16 protein-coding genes are annotated in these 18,885 nt (G+C 42.8%); 9 read left to right on the forward strand and 7 right to left on the reverse strand.

All coding sequences use genetic code 11. The annotated features are described in order from the left end of the window. Positions 1–406: 406 nt before the first annotated feature. The 3 genes from V7K30_RS29025 to V7K30_RS29035 all read right to left on the reverse strand — a co-directional run bounded on the left by V7K30_RS29025 (position 407) and on the right by V7K30_RS29035 (position 2,310). The gene (locus V7K30_RS29025; protein ID WP_335005296.1) at positions 407–1,057 is read right to left on the reverse strand and encodes a hypothetical protein; all 651 of its coding nucleotides are present in this window, start codon (positions 1,055–1,057) and stop codon (positions 407–409) included. A gap of 125 nt (positions 1,058–1,182) precedes the next feature. Further along, complete coding sequence (locus tag V7K30_RS29030; RefSeq protein ID WP_335005298.1) at positions 1,183–1,962, reverse strand: intradiol ring-cleavage dioxygenase; 780 nt, start codon at positions 1,960–1,962, stop codon at positions 1,183–1,185. A 75-nt stretch (positions 1,963–2,037) separates the two neighbouring features. Next, positions 2,038–2,310, reverse strand: coding sequence for a hypothetical protein (locus V7K30_RS29035; protein ID WP_335005300.1), 273 nt, complete (start codon positions 2,308–2,310; stop codon positions 2,038–2,040). A gap of 150 nt (positions 2,311–2,460) precedes the next feature. Between V7K30_RS29035 and V7K30_RS29040 the strand changes: the two genes are divergently transcribed. From V7K30_RS29040 to V7K30_RS29060, 5 genes are all read left to right on the forward strand, one after another. Continuing rightward, a complete protein-coding gene (locus tag V7K30_RS29040; protein ID WP_335005566.1) occupies positions 2,461–3,165 on the forward strand; it encodes a response regulator transcription factor in 705 nt (234 codons plus the stop codon). Next, positions 3,162–4,706 (forward strand): ATP-binding protein, encoded by a 1,545-nt coding sequence (locus V7K30_RS29045; protein WP_335005302.1) that lies wholly within the window; start codon positions 3,162–3,164, stop codon positions 4,704–4,706. Before V7K30_RS29040 ends, V7K30_RS29045 begins: the two co-directional genes overlap by 4 nt. Before the next feature lie 177 nt (positions 4,707–4,883). Continuing rightward, the gene (locus V7K30_RS29050) at positions 4,884–5,354 is read left to right on the forward strand and encodes an N-glycosidase (RefSeq protein WP_335005303.1); all 471 of its coding nucleotides are present in this window, start codon (positions 4,884–4,886) and stop codon (positions 5,352–5,354) included. A 745-nt stretch (positions 5,355–6,099) separates the two neighbouring features. Continuing rightward, positions 6,100–8,910, forward strand: a complete 2,811-nt coding sequence (locus V7K30_RS29055; RefSeq protein ID WP_335005305.1) for a GAF domain-containing sensor histidine kinase — start codon at positions 6,100–6,102, stop codon at positions 8,908–8,910. 685 nt (positions 8,911–9,595) lie between these two features. Then, the gene (locus V7K30_RS29060; RefSeq protein ID WP_335005307.1) at positions 9,596–10,366 is read left to right on the forward strand and encodes a hypothetical protein; all 771 of its coding nucleotides are present in this window, start codon (positions 9,596–9,598) and stop codon (positions 10,364–10,366) included. Between the two features lie 17 nt (positions 10,367–10,383). Here the strand turns inward: V7K30_RS29060 and V7K30_RS29065 are convergent, their stop codons facing one another. Next, positions 10,384–11,238: a phosphate/phosphite/phosphonate ABC transporter substrate-binding protein gene (locus tag V7K30_RS29065; protein ID WP_335005308.1), complete on the reverse strand. Its 855-nt coding sequence runs from the start codon at positions 11,236–11,238 to the stop codon at positions 10,384–10,386. A gap of 181 nt (positions 11,239–11,419) precedes the next feature. On the opposite strand from V7K30_RS29065, the gene V7K30_RS29070 reads away from it, so the two are divergent. Beyond that, on the forward strand, positions 11,420–12,334 hold the full coding sequence (locus V7K30_RS29070; RefSeq protein WP_335005310.1) for a Tll0287-like domain-containing protein: 915 nt from the start codon (positions 11,420–11,422) through the stop codon (positions 12,332–12,334). 206 nt (positions 12,335–12,540) lie between these two features. Here the strand turns inward: V7K30_RS29070 and V7K30_RS29075 are convergent, their stop codons facing one another. Further along, entirely contained in the window at positions 12,541–13,920 is a 1,380-nt protein-coding gene (locus V7K30_RS29075) for a serine/threonine-protein kinase (RefSeq protein WP_335005312.1), read from the reverse strand. 345 nt (positions 13,921–14,265) lie between these two features. On the opposite strand from V7K30_RS29075, the gene V7K30_RS29080 reads away from it, so the two are divergent. The 3 genes from V7K30_RS29080 to mltA all read left to right on the forward strand — a co-directional run bounded on the left by V7K30_RS29080 (position 14,266) and on the right by mltA (position 16,886). Further along, a complete protein-coding gene (locus V7K30_RS29080) occupies positions 14,266–14,805 on the forward strand; it encodes a hypothetical protein (RefSeq protein ID WP_335005314.1) in 540 nt (179 codons plus the stop codon). A gap of 560 nt (positions 14,806–15,365) precedes the next feature. After that, positions 15,366–15,620, forward strand: a complete 255-nt coding sequence (locus tag V7K30_RS29085) for a hypothetical protein (protein WP_334862211.1) — start codon at positions 15,366–15,368, stop codon at positions 15,618–15,620. Between the two features lie 3 nt (positions 15,621–15,623). Then, positions 15,624–16,886, forward strand: a complete 1,263-nt coding sequence (mltA, locus tag V7K30_RS29090) for a murein transglycosylase A (RefSeq protein WP_335005567.1) — start codon at positions 15,624–15,626, stop codon at positions 16,884–16,886. Positions 16,887–16,970: 84 nt separating this feature from the next. Here the strand turns inward: mltA and V7K30_RS29095 are convergent, their stop codons facing one another. Continuing rightward, positions 16,971–17,840 carry a DUF5895 domain-containing protein gene (locus V7K30_RS29095; RefSeq protein WP_335005316.1) on the reverse strand — a complete coding sequence of 290 codons (870 nt, stop codon included), beginning with the start codon at positions 17,838–17,840 and terminating at the stop codon, positions 16,971–16,973. 286 nt (positions 17,841–18,126) lie between these two features. Then, positions 18,127–18,828 carry a haloacid dehalogenase type II gene (locus V7K30_RS29100; protein ID WP_335005318.1) on the reverse strand — a complete coding sequence of 234 codons (702 nt, stop codon included), beginning with the start codon at positions 18,826–18,828 and terminating at the stop codon, positions 18,127–18,129. Between the last annotated feature and the right edge of the window lie 57 nt (positions 18,829–18,885).

Raw genomic sequence — 18,885 nt, forward strand, 5'->3', positions numbered from 1 at the left:
GAGGATTAAAGTGCGAACTCTACCCTGAAGTGGGTTACTCAACCATTGCCAGTCATCCCCCTTATTCAGGTTTCGACTGAACGAATCGCACGCATTGTTGACTTGACAGACTACTAAGCTAATCGGCATTCAAGTTGCATAATCAGGGCGCTCATGTTGCCCACCCCACAAGATATTGAGAAAATTTTAATATGCAAATTAGATGTGTTTTAGCTTAGTAGTCTACCAGAGAAACTTTGCGGGGTTTATGGTAAGAAAATCAAGTTCTTTTCTCCCCCTGCTTCCCCTGGCTGCCTTCACCCGTCATTTTTGGGTTGGTCGAGTACTAGAATGCATTATTTTAGACTTGCCACACTACTATGATTAATGGATAATTTAATTTTTCCTTAATCTAGATAATGTTCAGCTATTTTGGTAGATTAGGGCGATTTTGCTGAGGAGAGGCTCCGCGATCGCCAGGAGGATGAGGTGGAACGCCTAGTGCATCTTTCAACTGTTGTTCACTAACTCCTAACTTGGCCGCTGCTGCTGCAAAATTAGGTCTGGGTGGATGCTGATTGCGATCGCCTGGATTTGGAGGATTGGCAGGGACTCCTAACGCATCTTTTAACTGTTGTTCACTAACTCCTAACTTGGCCGCAGCGGCTTTAAAATCAGGTCTGGGTGGGCGTTGATTGCGATCGCCTGGATTTGGGGGATTGGCAGGGACTCCTAACGCATCCTTTAACTGTGCTTCTGTAACTCCTAACTTGGCCGCAGCGGCTTTAAAATCAGGTCTGGGTGGGCGTTGATTGCGATCGCCTGGATTTGGGGGATTGGCAGGGACTCCCAACGCATCTTTTAACTGTGCTTCTGTAACTCCTAGCTTTGCCGCAGCTGCTGCAAAATCAGGTCGAGGCGGACGTCGCTGTCCGTCTGGTGGTTGGTTGGGCGGTAGTTGCGCCTGGGCAATTTGAGGGAATTGATTAGCGGCATTTGCCTGATTGAGCGAAATAAAACCAAATGTGCCAACCAGAACAGGAATCGCTGTTACAACTAGGACTCGACGAATATTCATTATCATTCTCCAAAAGATAGATCGTTTACATTTCTGATTCAACTAACCCAAAATTACATTCCGCCCTGCTTCTGAATTACAGTTGTGTAATTTTTGTCATTTAAGCCCTAAGTCTTGTACTAAAATCACGTAATCCTCAGCCCAATATTAAAAGTTGCTGCGTAACCTTGTCCATTCTTGGTGAGCTTGAGCAGCATTTGATCGCCATCACCTTGAAAAATTCCGTCATCAGCATTCTTCTGCGTGCGCTGTCCCTTGCTGGCATAGAGTGTCTGGGTATGTACCTGATCAGTGATCGAGTCATCAAAATATAGCTGCGACGTAAACTCATAAGGCTGCCTTGATGTCCCATCCGTGCGAACCTTAAAGTGGATATGGACGGTTCTGCCTTGATACCAACCAGGGTAAATGGTTGTGAACTGGACAGTTCCATTCGCATTGCTTACTTGATAGCCGCGCAAGAACTTTTGGCCGACGGTACTAAAACTTCGGTCTGTCACATCCGAATAGACACCCAGTGCGTCACAGTGCCAAACATCTACGATCGCACCTGCAAGTGGTGTACAGCCAGTACTGCCAATTTGAGAAACTTGCAGTGTCAGATGGAGTGGCACACCGTCTTTCACCGAACCATCCGCCGGATCGGAACGGATATCGGAGCGGTTGAGCTTCTCATCCACAAAATAAGGGCCTTCGGTCTGTTCTGGACTAAGGACACATGCAGGCAACCTAGCAGAATTGACCGCAGATGATCTGGGGACGGCTACACTCGACTTTGCCTGGGTAGAACTAGACTTTCTTGGTATGCATCCAACCACAAGTATTGCCGTTCCGGCTGCCCTAAATAGAGCAAATATATCTCTTCGACTAAAAATCAGACCTAATTGGCGATTTTTGTTGTTCATGATCACAGTCCACCCTGCTTTTTAATTAATTGCGCTCACAGTAGTTTGGCGAGGCGAAATCCAAGGGCGCTTCAATTAACGGTTATTGTGTCCTATCCGATTTTGACCTGCGCCCTGATTCTGAGGTTGGGGAGGACGTTTTTTCTGTTGTGGGCGTGGTCGCCGATGCTTGACCTGTGGTTTGTCATCAGGTCTTTGCGATTCATTCTGCGGTCTTTGAAACTGTTGGGAAATCTCTGCGTTCCGATTGGATGGATTAGCGGCATTTGCCTGATTGGGTGTCACAAAACCGAATGTACCAATCAAAAAAGGAATCGCTGCTACGGCTAAGACTCGACGAATATTCATATAAATCAGTGTTCAAAAGGTAGGGTGTTCATATTTCTGATTAAGCCACCTCAAAATTACAGTCCACCTGCTTTCTGAATTACAGTTTTGTAATTTAAGCAAAAAGGTAATGAATCTAGAATGGAGGAATATATAAACTAATAAATGCTTGTGAACGTTCTATTTGTCGAAGATGAAGCAAAAATTGCTAACTTCGTCCGGGCTGGACTGAAGGAGCAGGGATTTGTTGTAGACTACTGCGATAACGGTGATGACGGATATCTGCGGGCATTAGACAACGAATATGATGTGATTGTACTTGATATTATGGTGCCGGGAAAGGATGGACTATCGATTCTGAAACTCTTGCGGCGGCAAGGTCGGAATGCTCCGGTGATTTTGTTGACGGCTCGGAATGAACTAGACGATCGCTTGGAAGGGCTAAATTTGGGAGCAGATGACTATATCGCTAAACCGTTTTTTGTGGAAGAGTTAGCGGCTCGAATTCATGCCGTTGTCCGCCGCAGTGGAAGCGATGTCTACGACGGGCTACGCCTACGGCAAAATCTACTTTGCGTTGGGCCCGTCAAACTCGATCGCATCACCAGAGAAGTCACTTGCAATCACCAGGCGATAGAACTCACCAGCCGCGAGTTTAATCTTCTGGAGTATCTGATGCGTTCTCCCGGACGGGTTTTCACCCGTACCCAAATTCTGGAACACGTTTGGGGCTATGACTTTAACCCTAACACCAACGTTGTGGATGTTTGTATCCAGCGAATTCGGAAAAAAATTGACCCCATTGATGAAGCAGTCTGGATTGAAAGCATTCGAGGGGTTGGATATCGGTTTCGCAAGCCAGACTCTGGCTCATGAAACTCCCTTCGTTTCGACTCCGAATTGCCCTATTGTCTGCGGCTTTAGCTGGAACCACATTAGTCGGGTTTGGCGCAGTTTCCTGGTTTCAGATTTACAATGCTAAGATTAGCCGTCTTGATGCAGAACTGTTAAATCACTTGATGCGGGTAACTCCAAACTTGCCTCCACGGGGGGAACCTCCGGTTGGCGCAGCGTCTGTGACAAGAGAAGTTCTCAGCAAAGGAAGCCGACCCTCACCCGATCGCTCACGATGGCAGTTTTACGAAGACTCATTATCCTATGCCTTCGGAACCAATACAAAAACCCCGATTGCTTTACTGGTGCTTGATGCAAACGGCAACATCCTTTATCAATCTAACTCCCTACCTGCCGATCTTGAGGTGAATCGTCTGCTGCTTAGGCGTCTTCAGTTGACACCTCTGCCACCGCCCCCGAAGAGAGAACCACCGCCTTTACCCTCCAATGCAAATCCATCTTTCGAGCCGCCACCCTTTCTTCGTCCACGCCCAACTCAATTTGTCACTGGGCAGACAGCAACAGCAGCTTGGCGGATTGGGGCAGCTAAATTTCCTAATGTTCAGGTTGCCATTGCTGTTAATCTGCAAGCCGTTGATCAAGAGATGGCTACCATTCAGAATATCTTCTTGGTTTCAATTCCGGGAGCGCTTCTGCTGGTTGCAGTCGGAGCATGGTTGGTTTCTGGTGGTGCTTTGCGTCCCATCCGGCAATTAACGGGCGTCATTCAACAGGTGACTGTCAAAGGGCTAGATCAGCGGATTCCAATTGGGACAACAGATATTGAATTTGTCGAGTTGATTCAGGTATTTAACCAAATGCTAGAACGCTTGGAACGCAGTTTTACCCAAGCTTCCCGCTTTAGTGGTGACGCCGCTCATGAACTAAAAACCCCACTGACTATTTTGCAAGGCGAACTGGAACGAACACTGCAACAGGTTGATCCCGGAAGTGAAGTGCAACAGCGTTTAAGCAACCTGTTGGATGAGGTGCGTCGCCTGAGTGGAATTATCCGCAAACTCTTGCTGCTATCTCTGGCAGATGCGGGAAAAATGAGCTTGTACCTGGTTGAGGTGGATATGTCTGAGTTGCTTATGGAGATGCTAGAAGATGTGGAAATGCTGGCTCCGAACTTGAGTGTGCAAACCGATTTCACTGATGATCTGCGCTTACAGGGCGATCGCGATCTTCTGATTCAAGTTTTGCAAAACCTATTCAGTAATGCCATCAAATATAATCTCGCCAACGGCTGGATACAGATTCGCGTTCATCAGACTCAAACAACTCTCCAAGTCACCATTGCTAATGCATCCAAAGATATTCCACTGAGCGACAGCGATCGCATTTTTGACCGTTTCTATCGCGGTGATCCTGCGCGAACCCGCAAGATAGAAGGTATCGGACTGGGACTCAGCCTAGCCCGCGAAATTGCCAGGGCACATCATGGCGACCTCATCCTTGACTCAACATCTTTGGGTGAAACAGCGTTCACCCTCACCTTACCGATGAAGTTGCAGAATTGAGTAAAACCAGGGTGAGGTTCAGACTGGATTGCAGCGAAGTGAGAATCTTTATAAGTCGTTGGGAAGAATCCCTAGTGATATGAACTGAGAGAAAATCTGTTTGATAAGCTCGATTTTGGGTTGCAAGTGCGATCTTTCAGCTACCCTGAAATTGATATATAAAAGAGCAATTTTCAAATGACCATTTACTTTTATAAAGTTTGGCAGCCTTATGGCTGTTTTTCTAACTTTTCTCCCCACGCAATCCACATCCAGGGTACTTACTGGCCAACGGTTGAGCATTATTATCAAGCGCAAAAGTTTGTAGGCAGCACAGATGCGGCAATTATACCCCTCATTCATGCCACCACCACCCCAGAAGAAGCTGCCGCTTTGGGAAGATGTAGTACTCGCCAACTTCGTCGAGACTGGGATTTGGTCAAAACTCAAATTATGCGAGAAGCTGTACTCAAAAAGTTTCTCACTCATGCTGATATTAGAGAAGTTCTCCTGAGGACAGGCGATGAGATTTTGGTTGAAAACTCCCCAACCGATTCTTTTTGGGGCTGTGGTGCTAATAAAGCAGGTCAAAACCATCTAGGTAAAACTCTCATGAGTGTGCGTGAAGAAATCCGTAATATACTATCTTTAACGGTAATTTACGAATAATTTAATCAAAATAGTTACATTCAACATCAAGTCAGCAATTAGACGGGGAATAGTAAAATTCCCTAGCCAAAAATCTGGGAAAAAGTTGCCAATCATTTAGTTATTTATGCAAAAAAATCCTAATTAATTGAATTAATAGGCAAAATCAGAAAAAATATTTTTATTTAAAAGCAATTATGAAGGCATTAATTTGGGTGATATCACTGAAATAGTTTGATCGTTGAGAATATAAAATTAAGAGGTATCAATGTTTCAATAGGCTTGGTGTTAGTGATATTTTGCCCCGGAAGATCCCCTCAACCCACGCCAGTCGTTCATGGGGAGCCAGTCGCTTGCGAGGGTTCCCCGTGTTGTGCGCCCTGGCTCCCCTTCAAAAGAGGGACTTAATTCTCTCCTTATAAAAGGAGGGTTAAGCTTTAACCCAAGCCTATTGGTCTATGATTTAGATTTTATTAACTTTAGACTTGAGAGGATGTTTGGCAAGTCTTTAATAATGCAGCAAGCGGTTTTATATCTCCCTAAATAAACTTGAGAAGGGCTAGAGGCATCAAGCCAAATATCTGATACTTCTGAAATATCCTTTAATACCATTTCCAAAAATATTTGCAACAGATGTTCATCCCTAGAAACATATTTTTAGTATAAATTTCTTGAAATGCGATGAAAATCAAGGCATTGTAAGTTTAAGATTTTTATCAGGGACAATTATAAAAAAATTATACTTTAGTCATACTGAATATAGAAAATGACATTTACCGATAAACCAAACGAGTTGCAGCAAAGCTTAGACCAAAAAAGTTTACAGCACCAGATGATCAACCAGATCAGGCGATCGCTCGACCTCCAAGAAATATTAACGACTACCGTTAGCCAAGTGCGTTTATATTTGGGTGTAGATCGGGTAAAGGTGTATCGCTTTAATGGTAGTGGTAGCGGTGAAGTCATTGCTGAATCGATTCATGAGCAACGTCTGCCATCCTTATTGGGGTTAAACTTCCCAGTTGATGATATTCCAGAAGCCGCCAGACAGATGTTTGTGTTGGTAGGGCAACGTTGCATTGTGGATGTGCCAAACGGGAAGATTGGGCTATCGCCTCAACACTCAATAGAATCTGGCAAACATCTAGAAACTAATATCTACTATCGGCAGGTAGACTCGTGCCATATTCAATACCTAAAGGCAATGGGCGTGCAGTCTTCGTTGGTAATGCCAATTTTACATTCCGACCTCCAAGAACAATCAGCAAAGCCTAAATTGTGGGGATTGTTGGTGGCTCACCACATTGAACCGCGAGAGATTTTTAACTGGGAACTAAAAGTATTGCAGGAAGTTACTGACCAGGTAGCGATCGCGATCGCTCAAAGTAATCTCCTCACTCAATCCCTCGCCAAGCAAGAGCGAGAAGCGACTATTAACCGAGTTACCACACTATTGCATAAACTGCCGACAATCCAATTGCAGAGAGCGCTAGAAGAAGTTATTACTGGCTTCGGTGGAATAGGTGGCAGGCTTTACATTGAACAGAATGGGGAACTATACACCTGGGGCGACCAGCCGAAACTCCCCTATCAGTTAGATAACAGTATTATCGAACAGCATCTCGTATGGCAAGACTGGATGGCTGAGTGCAAACCAGGTAATGTTTGGGCAAGCGATGACCTCTACAAAGAACCACGTTTGCGAGTTTTGGCTTTAGGATTCCGTTCTACTAAAATTCGCGGACTCATGGTGATTCCCCTACATTACCGCGAAAAATTTATTGGTGTATTAAGTATTTTCCGCTCTGAATTTGAAACAGAAGTCTTGTGGGCGGGACGATGTGAGCAAAATCGGCGACAAATCTTACCCCAGCTTTCCTTTGAGCTTTGGCGAGAGCAAAAAAAGGGGCAATCATCTGAGTGGAAACCGGAAGAAATCTTATTAGCGCAAGCCTTATCCGAGCATTTCGCAATGGCAATTGAGCAGCACCAAATGTATGAACATATACAGATGCTCAATGTCAACCTAGAATTGAAGGTGCAAGATAAAACTGCTGAACTCGAAAAATCATTACTGCTTGCCAAAGTCCTCAAGCAAGTCACAGAGCATATTCGCCGCACATTAGACTTGCAGACAACCCTGAAATCCATCGTTCGGGAAGTCCGTCCCCTGCTAAATTCAGACCGAGTGCTGATTTTCCAAATGAAGACTAAATCAGTGATTGTGGAAGAGATGAATGGCAATTGGCAGTCAGTTTTGGGATTGAATGCACCAGCAGAATGTTTTCCTGATGAGTATAACCGTCTCTCCTTTCAGGGCAGGGTAAAGGCAATTAATAACGTTTCAACAGCTGTTTTAAGTGATTGTCATCGAGAGTTTTTGCAGAGTCTACAAGTACAAGCAAACTTAATAGTTCCGATTAATATCGGTATGGAACTATGGGGCTTAATAATTGCCCATGAGTGCAACGCTCCCAGAAATTGGCAGGATACAGAAATTGATTTATTGCAACAGCTAGGAGATCAGGCTGCGATCGCCATTCAACAAGCACAACTTTACGAACAAACCTGTAATGCCGAAGCTGAATCCAGAAATCAAGCTGCCCAATTAGAGCATTCCCTACATCAACTCAAAGAAACACAGACAAAATTGATTCAGATCGAAAAAATGTCTGGCTTAGGACAGTTGGTGGCGGGTGTCGCCCACGAAATCAACAACCCGGTTAACTTTATCTACGGTAATCTGTGCCACGCCAGTGACTACACCGAACAACTGCTAGAAATTTTACGTCTCTACAAGCTACACTATGCCCATCCCCATAGTGAAATTAGCACCGCGATCAAAGCAATGGACTTTGAATTTTTGGTAGAAGACCTCCCGAAAATCATCACCTCAATGCAAGTAGGAACCGATCGCATCCGCTCAATAGTACTGTCATTACGCAATTTTTCTCGCTTGGATGAGGCTGAAAACAAGCGCGTTGACATACATGAAGGCATTGACAACACCTTATTAATTTTGCAACATCGGCTGAAAGGAAATGCTGAATTTCCCCGCATTGAGGTAATCAAAGACTATGGCAACATCCCACTGGTGGAATGCTATGCCGGCCAAATGAATCAGGTATTCATGAATATTCTCAGCAATGCTATAGATGCCTTGGGAATGGGGAATGGGGAATGGGGAATGGGCAATGAGGAAATGAGAACAGGAGACAAAAGGGACAATGAGTATAATCTATACCGAATAGTTCGGGAACGGTCAGTACAACTGCCCACTATCCAAATTTCCACTAAACTCTCAGTAGACAACTCTCGTCTGTTGATTCGGATTATTGACAATGGGGCTGGAATGACTGAAGAGGTGAAAAAGCGAATTTTTGACCCATTTTATACTACCAAACCTGTGGGCAAGGGTACAGGACTGGGACTGTCAATTAGCTATCAGATTATTGTCGAAAAACATGGTGGAATAATGGAGTGCATTTCGGAACCTGGCAAAGGTACAGAGTTCTGGATTGAGATTCCCATCAAGCCTCCAGCCAAAATAGTTGAGGAGTCGGGCAGAGGAAAATAACAAATGACCAATGCCCAAACCAACCACTGCAGGCAAGATTTTAAAAAGGTTGTGATTGAAGTTAACACCAATACCACGCAAATCGATTTTCTACTTTATTTTCAGAATCTTACAAAATGTTAGATTTAAAACTTAAAAATTGACTTAGTAATTACTCAATTCATCCAAAAGGTTGATGATAAAATGTTTAATAATAGACTAAAGAAAAGATTTAGAAGCTATCCAGGGCGGGCAGTATATTGACTTGGATTAAAAATGCTTCAAAAGTAAAGTTTCGTTGCAAAAAAAAATTCCTCCTATCCCCAAATGATAATCTAATAGTTGAAGCCACTAAATAAGCTTCCCTGGCAGATATAACAGCTGCATTAAAAATGTAATAAGAGGTGAAAGACGCTGTTTAACTTACATCTGTCTCGTGAAAACACAGCAACACCCAACGCGAAAACTGCTATTCCCTCAAATATGGAAGATTAGGGGGCGCTGTAACTGATTGTCATTACTTACTTGTTTACAGAAGTGATGAAATGTTAGTACATCCCTGGCTAGGATAAACAAAGAGAGGAGATAGTTCAGCGAGTAGAGGTTTGGGTGTTGTTGTGTTTAAAGAGAAGTCTGAGATAGGGCCTCCTCTGGGTGTAAGATTATACGAAGTTGAATAGCGAGAAACTAGTTGAAATAGCGCCTTATGTCAATTATTGCGCTCAGAGCGTGGTATCTACAGGATTACGAGCCGATTCCAGAACTGGAAAAACGTCCGCCAGACATTCGCTTAAGCAAAAAAAGCCTGCTAAAATCAGCATTGCGAGCAGACTTTTTGGAAGAAAGTGACGAAGTTAACAAATCAACTTGGTTTGGGCGCTATCTGGAAGGGGAAAATATTGAATTTTACATTGAAGGTAGTGGTGGCTATTGCGTAGCTAACATTGACTTAATTAGTCATGAAATTTATTTCACCAAGCAGGCGGTGTTGGCTCAGTTAGAACCAACGATTTTTTTATCCTATCAAACTGAGTATGCCGCAGCGACGAATGTTTTAAGAGAAGAACTGCGAAAAAGTTTGTCCAGTTTAAACTTGCGATCGCGCCTTCCCCTAACATTAGTAGAATCTTCTCGTCCCAGCGGTGCTACTCTCCGAATTAACCGCACGATCATGCGAAAAATCCGTAAGAGTTTGTTATTCATAGCTGACACCACACCCATTGCTAGTATTGATGGTAAAGAAACCCCTCAACTAATTCCCAGTCCGAATGTCTGTATTGAGATTGGCTATGCCATCCAAAGTAAGCGGTCTGAACAGATTCTATTAGCGCACATGCAACGCCCAGACTTTGAAGGGCAATTTCCCTTCGACTTACCGACACAGCAAATTTTGCAATTCCAAGACACCACAGAACTGAATAAAATCCTGACAGGAACCATTGAAAACCAGCTAGCACGATTCAAATTATTTTTTTGAGCAATCCGTGATATCAATTAAAATAAACGAACAGGTTTTTTTTGTAGTTGAGAACTAATTGAGCTGATCCGATCAACCACAGAAATCATGTATTTGTAATCTGGTACTTGTCCATTGGGTACATACCCCACTTCTTGAGCTAAACCTGAAGGCGAATCACTCATCACTTTGCGGATAAACTCTTGACGGTTACGTTCTACATTCGGCCCAATCAAGACCACACCTAATGGTACATAGTGAGGGTCTTTAAATAGTACACGGAATTCGGTTGGGCCCGACTGTGAACCGTAGAGACTCAATTCAGCCTCCGAGACGGCACAGGCGATCGCTTTTCGTTCAGCGACCAATTCTAAAGCGGCTTTGGGGGTGGGTGCAAATAGGATCTCTGCTAGTGTTGTACCATAAAGATTGTAAAGAGGAAAATAATATCCTGTTGCTGAACCTAACTGACCTAAAGCCACTGTTTGACCTTGTAGCTGTTTTAAGTCAGATATTGGGTTGTCTTTGCGAACAACGAAGATTGAGCGCAAATTACTAATACCTATTAAAGGAAACAGAGGAACATATTGGTGGCGGGCGATCGCGATCGCCGCTAAACCCGGTGGAGCAAATACCAATGACCAAGCACGAGCCTCAAGGCGCTCAACGGCTCTATTTTCATTAAAAACAGGCTCTAGCTGAATATATGAGTTTGTCTTTTCACCCAAGTAACTATTAAATTTAGCATATTGGTTAATTATCTGGTCGCCTCCACCATAGTTGATAACACCAACAGTTAACGTGCCCTCAAACTCCTTTGGTGATTGGCAGGCAGCAAATGTCAAACCTAGCAGATTAAACAGGAATAAACGCCGGGGAAATCGCAAAAACATCACTAATTATGGTTAAGGAAATAACTTGGCTTTCAGGACTAATTTAGATAAGTTTGACTGCTGCCTAAATAGGTTATATTGCAGCAAAAAATTAATATTTATTTAAATATTGTTAAGATGCTTTCTAACAGGTATAAATAAATATTAGACAAACTCAGATACCACCTTCATTGCTTAGGTTATGTTAAACAACATTACGTTAAAAAACTTAAAAATAGGTGATAAATTTAACTTGCTTTTAATATTAGTTTTCATAGTCAGTATTGTAGGAAGTGGCATTGCCTTATCCAGTGTACTTCAAGGGAGAGCGCAAAATGAAGTGGCTTCTCAAGCGCAGATTCTCATCCAAATGGTGAACGCAGTTAGAGATTATACACAAAATCGGATAGTTCCCCTATTGGAACCTAGAGTAGATACTAACCCAACGTTCATACCTGAAGTAGTACCAACTTTTTCCTCTAAAGAGGTTTTTGAAAGTTTTCGTAAAAAGCCGGAATATAGAAACTTTTTTCATAAAGATGCAACACTTAATCCAACTAATTTAGCAGATAAAGCCGATAGTTTTGAAACTCAACTTGTAGAGCGTTTTCGCAACGAACCGAAGACTCTAGAAATTACCGGCTTTCGCACCTTGTCAGAAGGCGAGGTATTTTACATTGCACAACCACTCAAGATTACACAGCAGCAATGTCTGCGATGTCATACTACACCAGATCAAGCTCCTAAGAGTCAGCTGGTAACTTATGGCTCGGAAAATGGTTTTGGCTGGCAACTCAATCAGATTGTTTCTGCCCAAATAATTTCTATTCCTTCTGAAGAGATTTTTGCCAATGCCAAACGGACTTGGACATTGATAATGGGACTTTTAATTGCGATCTTTGCAATCATAGTTTTCTTAATTAACTTCTTAATCAGAAAATATGTGATTCAGCGGATCAGAAAAATAGAGAAAATCGCCCAAAAAGTTAGTGTGGGTGATATGAGCGCTGATTTTGAAGAAAGCTCTAATGATGAAATTGGCGGGTTAGCAGAAGCATTTAATCGGATGAAAGCTAGCTTAAAAATAGCTCTGGAGATGCTGAATAATCAGAGCTAATTCCATTTTGGATTTTAGATTTTAGATTTTGGATTATGAAAGAGTCAAGTGAAATACAACCTACACATTTCTTGTATTTTTTCCAAAATTGGTAAGTTAAAAATCTTTGAATTTGCATCCCCAAAAAAATAAATCTCTTGTGGAGTGGGCATCTTGCCCGCCCTAGTTGGGCAAATAAAATGCGCGACAGCTGAGAAGCTAAAAATTTAAGAAAGTAAGCGCTGCTGAAATTGCAAAGCTTTTTGAGGTTCGGGAATTTGTAATGCTAAAAGTTTTACAAATTCTGCACGAGAAATTTGCCCAGAAGATTTAACAGCTTTTTGGACTAGAAACTTAGCTATTGGCCCAATTAAATTAGCTAACTCCCGCTCACACTGATGCACAAAGCTCTCGCTGATTACTTGAAGTTCTTGACTTGGTAAATTATTTGACCTAATCTCAGATTTAACAGTAAGTTCCTGTAATAGAGTTGGTTTCTCTAGTAGAAACATTGTTTTCTTCTTAAAATCAATTTGTTGATTTCCTCGAAGATGAAGACCCAATTGATTAATTAATTCTTCGGGGTTGGGCGCTGATGCTGCAACTTGCCGTAATAATCTTGAGGCAACGGGGCCGACAAATTCTAAAAGAATTGTTTCCAATCGGCTGTAATTTTCTGGAGGCAGGATAAAAGTAGGCGGATACCCAATTGAGTTTTGTTGAGAAACTGAAGCTTGAGGCGGTTGTGTAGAAGATGGTGGTTGAAGTGATTGCGCTTCTACTCTATTATCCAAATGCTTAAGCACCTGTAGAACTTCAGCCGCAGACTGATAGCGCTGTTTAAAGTGGTGTAGCACCATCTTAGATAGCACAGATGCCAACTCAGAACTGACATTAGCCTGATGCTGCCAAGAAATTTCACCAGTATCTGGGTCTTCCTCAAAGTTTATCGGATGTAACCCCGTCAGCGATTGGATACCAATAATCCCCAAAGAATAAATATCACTGTTGGGGCGAGGCTTACCTTGCCCCTGTTCCGTAGACATATATCCTGGGGTACCAATGATAATAGTAGCCCCTATCTGCCCTAGAACTGTAAGCAGTTGATTTTGGACTTGTTTAACTGCGCCAAAGTCAATCAGCACCAACTTACCGTCTTGTTGCCGTCTGATTATATTGTCCGGCTTGATATCTCGATGGATAACGTTGTGGCTGTGAATAAATTGCAGAATATCCAACACCTGTTGGAGCAGTTGAATTACTTTCTCTTCTGTCCAAGGTTGATTGGGAAACAGTTCCGCTTTCAGAGTATGCCCTTCAATGAACTCTTGCACCAAGAAGAACTCTTGGTTATCTTCAAAATAGGCTAAAAGCCGAGGGATTTGGTCATGGTTTCCTAGTTGTTCTAATGTTTCTGCCTCACTGTTAAATAGCCGTCTAGCAGTTTCAAGAAATTCAGGGCTACGAGTGACGGGCTTAAGGTGTTTGACAACGCATTTCGGTAAACCTGGCCGATGGGTATCTTGGGCTATGTAGGTTTGACTGAATCCACCTCCACCTAAGACTTGGAGGACTTGGTAACGTCCGTCTAATAATTGTCCTAACATTGTGTCACTTGCCTAAGTCCTCAAATTAATCTTGGCACAACTACCAGCTTTGGCAAAGTTTGTTGAGAAATAAAGTGGGTAGATAGTGCTGAAATTCCAAGGTTTTTTGAGGATTGTACTATGAGTTCATGACTTCCTAAACTCCAGATCGGCTTGCTGCCATATTATTGTTGAAGCTTGAATTCCTTAAAAATTAGCGGTGCTGCAATTTTTGAAGTATTTGCTGGTTGATAGACTACGCTAACTTCTCCCTGTGCGGGAGAAGCCACCCATCAAAGTTGCTTAATCTTGACCAGCCGTGTCAAATCCCATGAGATCACCTCGTTTGAAGGAAAGACACGACCTGTGCGAGTATTCTCTCTCCAAGGATTACAGGTTACAGACATACAAGAAATTTTCAAAACAAAAGGAACCTTTAGAGGAACGCCAGACGACTGGAATCGATTAATCGAATCCTATGCAGGGAATCCCCATGTCCTAAACCGGATTGCCACAACGATTCAACAGTTATTTGATGGCAGTATCACTGAATTTTTAAAACAAAAAGTTACAGTTTTTGGTACAATTTTCAACGGTTTAGACCAAGAATTTGAACACCTGTCGGATGCAGCTAAAGCAACGATTCAATGCATGGTACTCAATCGTCAACCCATTTCTTTTTCACAGCTACGGACAAAGATGCCATCCTCTGTTTCATCCCAAGAACTCCTGGAAACCTTGGAACTACTGAAAGCGCGATCGTGGATTGATGCCAAATCAGGTCTGTTCTCTCTCCAATTGATGATGATTGAATATGTCAAATCTTTTATTCTTGACGAGAAGATCGCCAAATTTCAGCCGAGCGCATTTCTGGATCAAGAACATCAACGTCAGGTAGCAAGCTAGAACTGCCAGGGGAACTTTTTTCTAGGACTATGTTTCTTTAAGTTCATTACCACAACACCCAACCATCACAATAAGCTGTCACGCATCTAAATTGTACTTTTTGGAACCTGAAAAACTCACTGTGAGGTTTTCAGCTTGAAAAATTAAATGCGTCTTTGCTTATCTCCACAATTGGGCGTTTAGCTGCCTCTGCTTCTTGAATATGCCCTAGTAAATGCCAGGGCATTCGTGACAGGTTAAAATGAAATTCCTTTTATCAATAGTAGTTATGCGATAAATTATCGACTCATCTGGGTATTTAATTCAACTTTGTACGGAGCTTTTCGGGTAAGAATAAATGATGCTTTTTCAAATCAGCCATAGGCATCACTAGCTTAAAAATTGTCTTTCTTACCCTTTTTTTGGCAAAATTATCAGTACTATTACTTATTGACAAATTGTTTATGACCTTAACCTGTCAAGGATGACCTCCAAATCCTTTGCTCCCGTATGCTTACCCTTTTCATTCGGAGGTTACATGGTTAACAATGGGTTGAATGTTTTTTAAATGATTCAACCTTATGGCTAGAACTGCAAATGAATATGCCGTATACCTCCTACTGGAAAGCGGTCATCGGGAAGAAGTACGTTTTCCTACTATTCAAGAGTTTCAGAAGTGGTATAGCGGCGAACTTGTGCCAAAGTCTGCTTCTAATGACTTTATTAGCGTGCCGATCAAAAATATTCAAGGTGAATATATGGTAATCCGCCCTTCTCGGATCGTAGCAATCCGGGTAGAACCCATTTTTAGTTCCAGTGTTGAAAGATTCAACTAAATGATGAGAAAAACCCTTGCTTTCCTTTCCTTAAGTCTGGGAATTGCCCTTGTAAACCCTCTCTGGTCGGCTGTTGCTCAGGTTCCTAACTTACTGCCGTTGCCAATACCGACTACTCCTGATCTCCCACCTCTGCCAGTACCAATTACTCCTGAGTTAATGCCACCGCTAAAACCAATCGCGATCGCAAGCGATTGTACGTTCCGGCAGACTTGCTTGGTGGGTTGGGATGACCAAATTTGGGGTCAAACAGGTAAAAAAGGCGATCGCAATGCGTTGTTGGCTTCTATTGACAACAGTCTGCTTTACCTAACAAAGAAAGAGGCGATCGCAGTATATCAAAATTATCCAGTTAAGGAAATTACCCTTGATCGTGTCCAGAGGAGTTTGGTACGTTTCCGCCAACTGGTTGTCAGTTCTAAGTCAGCAGCGCAACTACAAGCCGCTGTCCGCCGTGAGTTTGTCTTCTACCAATCCGTGGGCAACGATGGCAAGGGTACTGTTAAGTTCACTGCTTACTACGAACCTGTTTACACCGCTAGCCGTGTCAGGACATCAATATATAAGTATCCGCTTTATCGGCTACCACCTGATTTCAGCCAATGGCCTAAACCCCACCCAAAACGAATCGATTTGGAAGGGAAGGATGGTTTACAAGGGAATAAGAGCAAGTTGCGCGGTTTAGAACTGCTTTGGTTCCGCGATCGCCTAGATGCATACATGGTACATATCCAAGGTTCTGCCCAAATTAAGTTAACTAATGGCAAAACAACGTCAGTTGGCTATGCAGGTGGAACTGATTACCCGTGGACTAGTATCGGCAAAGAACTAGCCAAAGATGGCAAACTTTCACTGAATGGATTGACGCTACCACGGATGATTGCTTACTTCCGGCAAAAGCCACAGGAATTGAGCAATTATCTGCCCCGCTGGGAACGATTTGTTTTCTTCGAGGAAACTGGTGGTACTGGAGCTACAGGTAGTATTCATGTGCCAGTGACAGCAGAACGTTCCATTGCTACAGATAAGTCTCTCATGCCACCGGGAGCGCTAGCGCTGATTTACAATTCATTTCCCTATCCTGCCAGTGGTGGCAAACTAGAGAGGCGTACTGTTAGCCGCTTTGTGCTTGATCAGGATACAGGAAGCGCCATCAAAGGCCCGGGCCGGGTGGATTATTTCATGGGGTCTGGGAAATTAGCAGGCGATCGCGCTGGCATCACAGGCGGTAATGGTTCACTATATTATTTGCTGCTCAAGGATTAAAGACGCGATTAATCGCGTCTGTACAGGAGTTAGGAGTTAGGAGTTATTAATTCAAAACTCATCACTCCTCACTCCTCACTTTGTTTAGTACGGCGGATAAGCAAAATCATCTTCATCAGCATAAACGTAAGAGTTGGAAACTCCTGCCATCGCCAATTTAGGTGTTTCTGATTTTACAGGTTCCTTCCCAAAATCTTTGTATTCTTCAAAACTCTTGCAAATCATTGCAGACTCAAGAGAATCGGAAGCAATTAAATATTGTGTTAAAGTTCCTACTGTCGGATGTTTGTAGTCTACAGTTGAAGCTACCAGAACTGTATTTGGTTCAATACCTCTTTCTTCACACTCAATTATGGGGCAAAAAATCCCGTGAGCGTGAAACAAAGGGCCTTTTGGTGTCAAGGGTTGCTTGCGGTAAACAGCATAAGCCTTTTCTAGTTCCGCAACGAATCCACTAACTACTTTGCCTTGTTGATACTCGCAGTAGGTTTTGCTGAAACTCGCTCCGGCAGCACCATTAAGAGTTAGTTGTAGTGGTGATTCATGTAAAAACTTTTTATTCTCACCCACTATAAAAATTAGATAGCGAGTAAAGGTTTTAAATTTAAGTTTGTCGGCTAAAAAAGCATCATAATTTTCTTTGAGCGTACCCAGTTTTAGACCACTTTCCCGGTCTTTGACAGACAATGGCCCCCGACGCACTAAAACCAAGTGTGGACTAGTGGTAATAAAGACCGTTTCGACTCCAGAGCTAAATTCATGCTCCACTTGCTGCCAATTATCATCTGGCACAAAGCCGACAGCATGGGCATTATCTAGCTTAATCGCCAAACCGTGAGATTGCATACCATCTGTGCCATACCGAGGATTAATCATCTGACACCAAGGGATGACTTGAGAAGGCGGTGCATTGAATTTCTCGTCTTCAAAGTCGAAATTAGCAGATGCTTTCATCGTTTTAGGCTATCAAAGTGTTTTATTGAACAAGTTTATCGGCAGGGCGCTGATCCTGGAGAGCCAGAAGGAGAGCGTCACCCGTCCTTTGCGCGTCGCCCTCAAAAGAAGGGCGAATGTGGCATGAAACTGGCATAGTAGTTTTTCCAGATTAAGGCAGAATCAATCTATGTTGCAATCCCTGTTTCGTTTTGTAACAACAAATCCTCATCGAAACAGTGCTAGGCACTCAGCACTTATTGATCAGTATTGTTTCACTCTAAAGAATTTAATCTGAGGAGTTAATCTAGTTAATCTGGGAACTCAAAGCCGCGAGAGTCTTTAAATCCGGCACTTCTAAGTCAGCTTGACTTATTGCTGATCCTGTGGCGCTAACTCCTTGTTGGTCTGCTCGACGATTCACCCAGACTGTTGATAGTCCTAGAGATTTGGCTGTAACGATATCGTGGTATATACTAGCAGCAACATGTAATATCTGCTCTAGCGGCAAATCAATTCTTTCAATAGCCAGTCTGAAGTTGTTTAAAGAAGGTTTGTAGCTTTTTGCCTGTTCTGCTGTGATTATCTGGTCAAATTTCACCTCCAAATGCTTTGCCGAGAAAGCAAAGAGATCGTCATCGACATTTGAGATAATTACCAGCTTAAACTTTTGCTTGAGGGTTTTAAGTGCGTCAACTGTATCGGCAAAAGGCAGCCAATGCTGAATCGAATCAGCAAGTGAATTTAGTTCGTCAGCAGTTGGCTCAAAGCTAAATCGCTCACCAAATTTCTGGACTACTCTCTTCAAAACTTCCCGATATTTGATATAATTCCCCTTTTCCAATTCTGCTTCAAATTCAGCAAAAAGCTCCAGAATTTGATCGTCATCCAAATTAGTGTTATGTGCCAGCAGAAGTGGCTTTAGCATCCCTAAGATGCCGTTCTCCCAATCGATTAGGGTTCCGTAACAATCGAAAGTTAAAGCCTTGTACTGATTGAAGTCAATCACCTTTTTATACTCCAGAGCTTGATTAATAGTGTTCAGTTTTCACAAACCAAAAGACGG

This window comes from Nostoc sp. (assembly GCF_036917655.1).
GTDB lineage: Bacteria > Cyanobacteriota > Cyanobacteriia > Cyanobacteriales > Nostocaceae > Nostoc.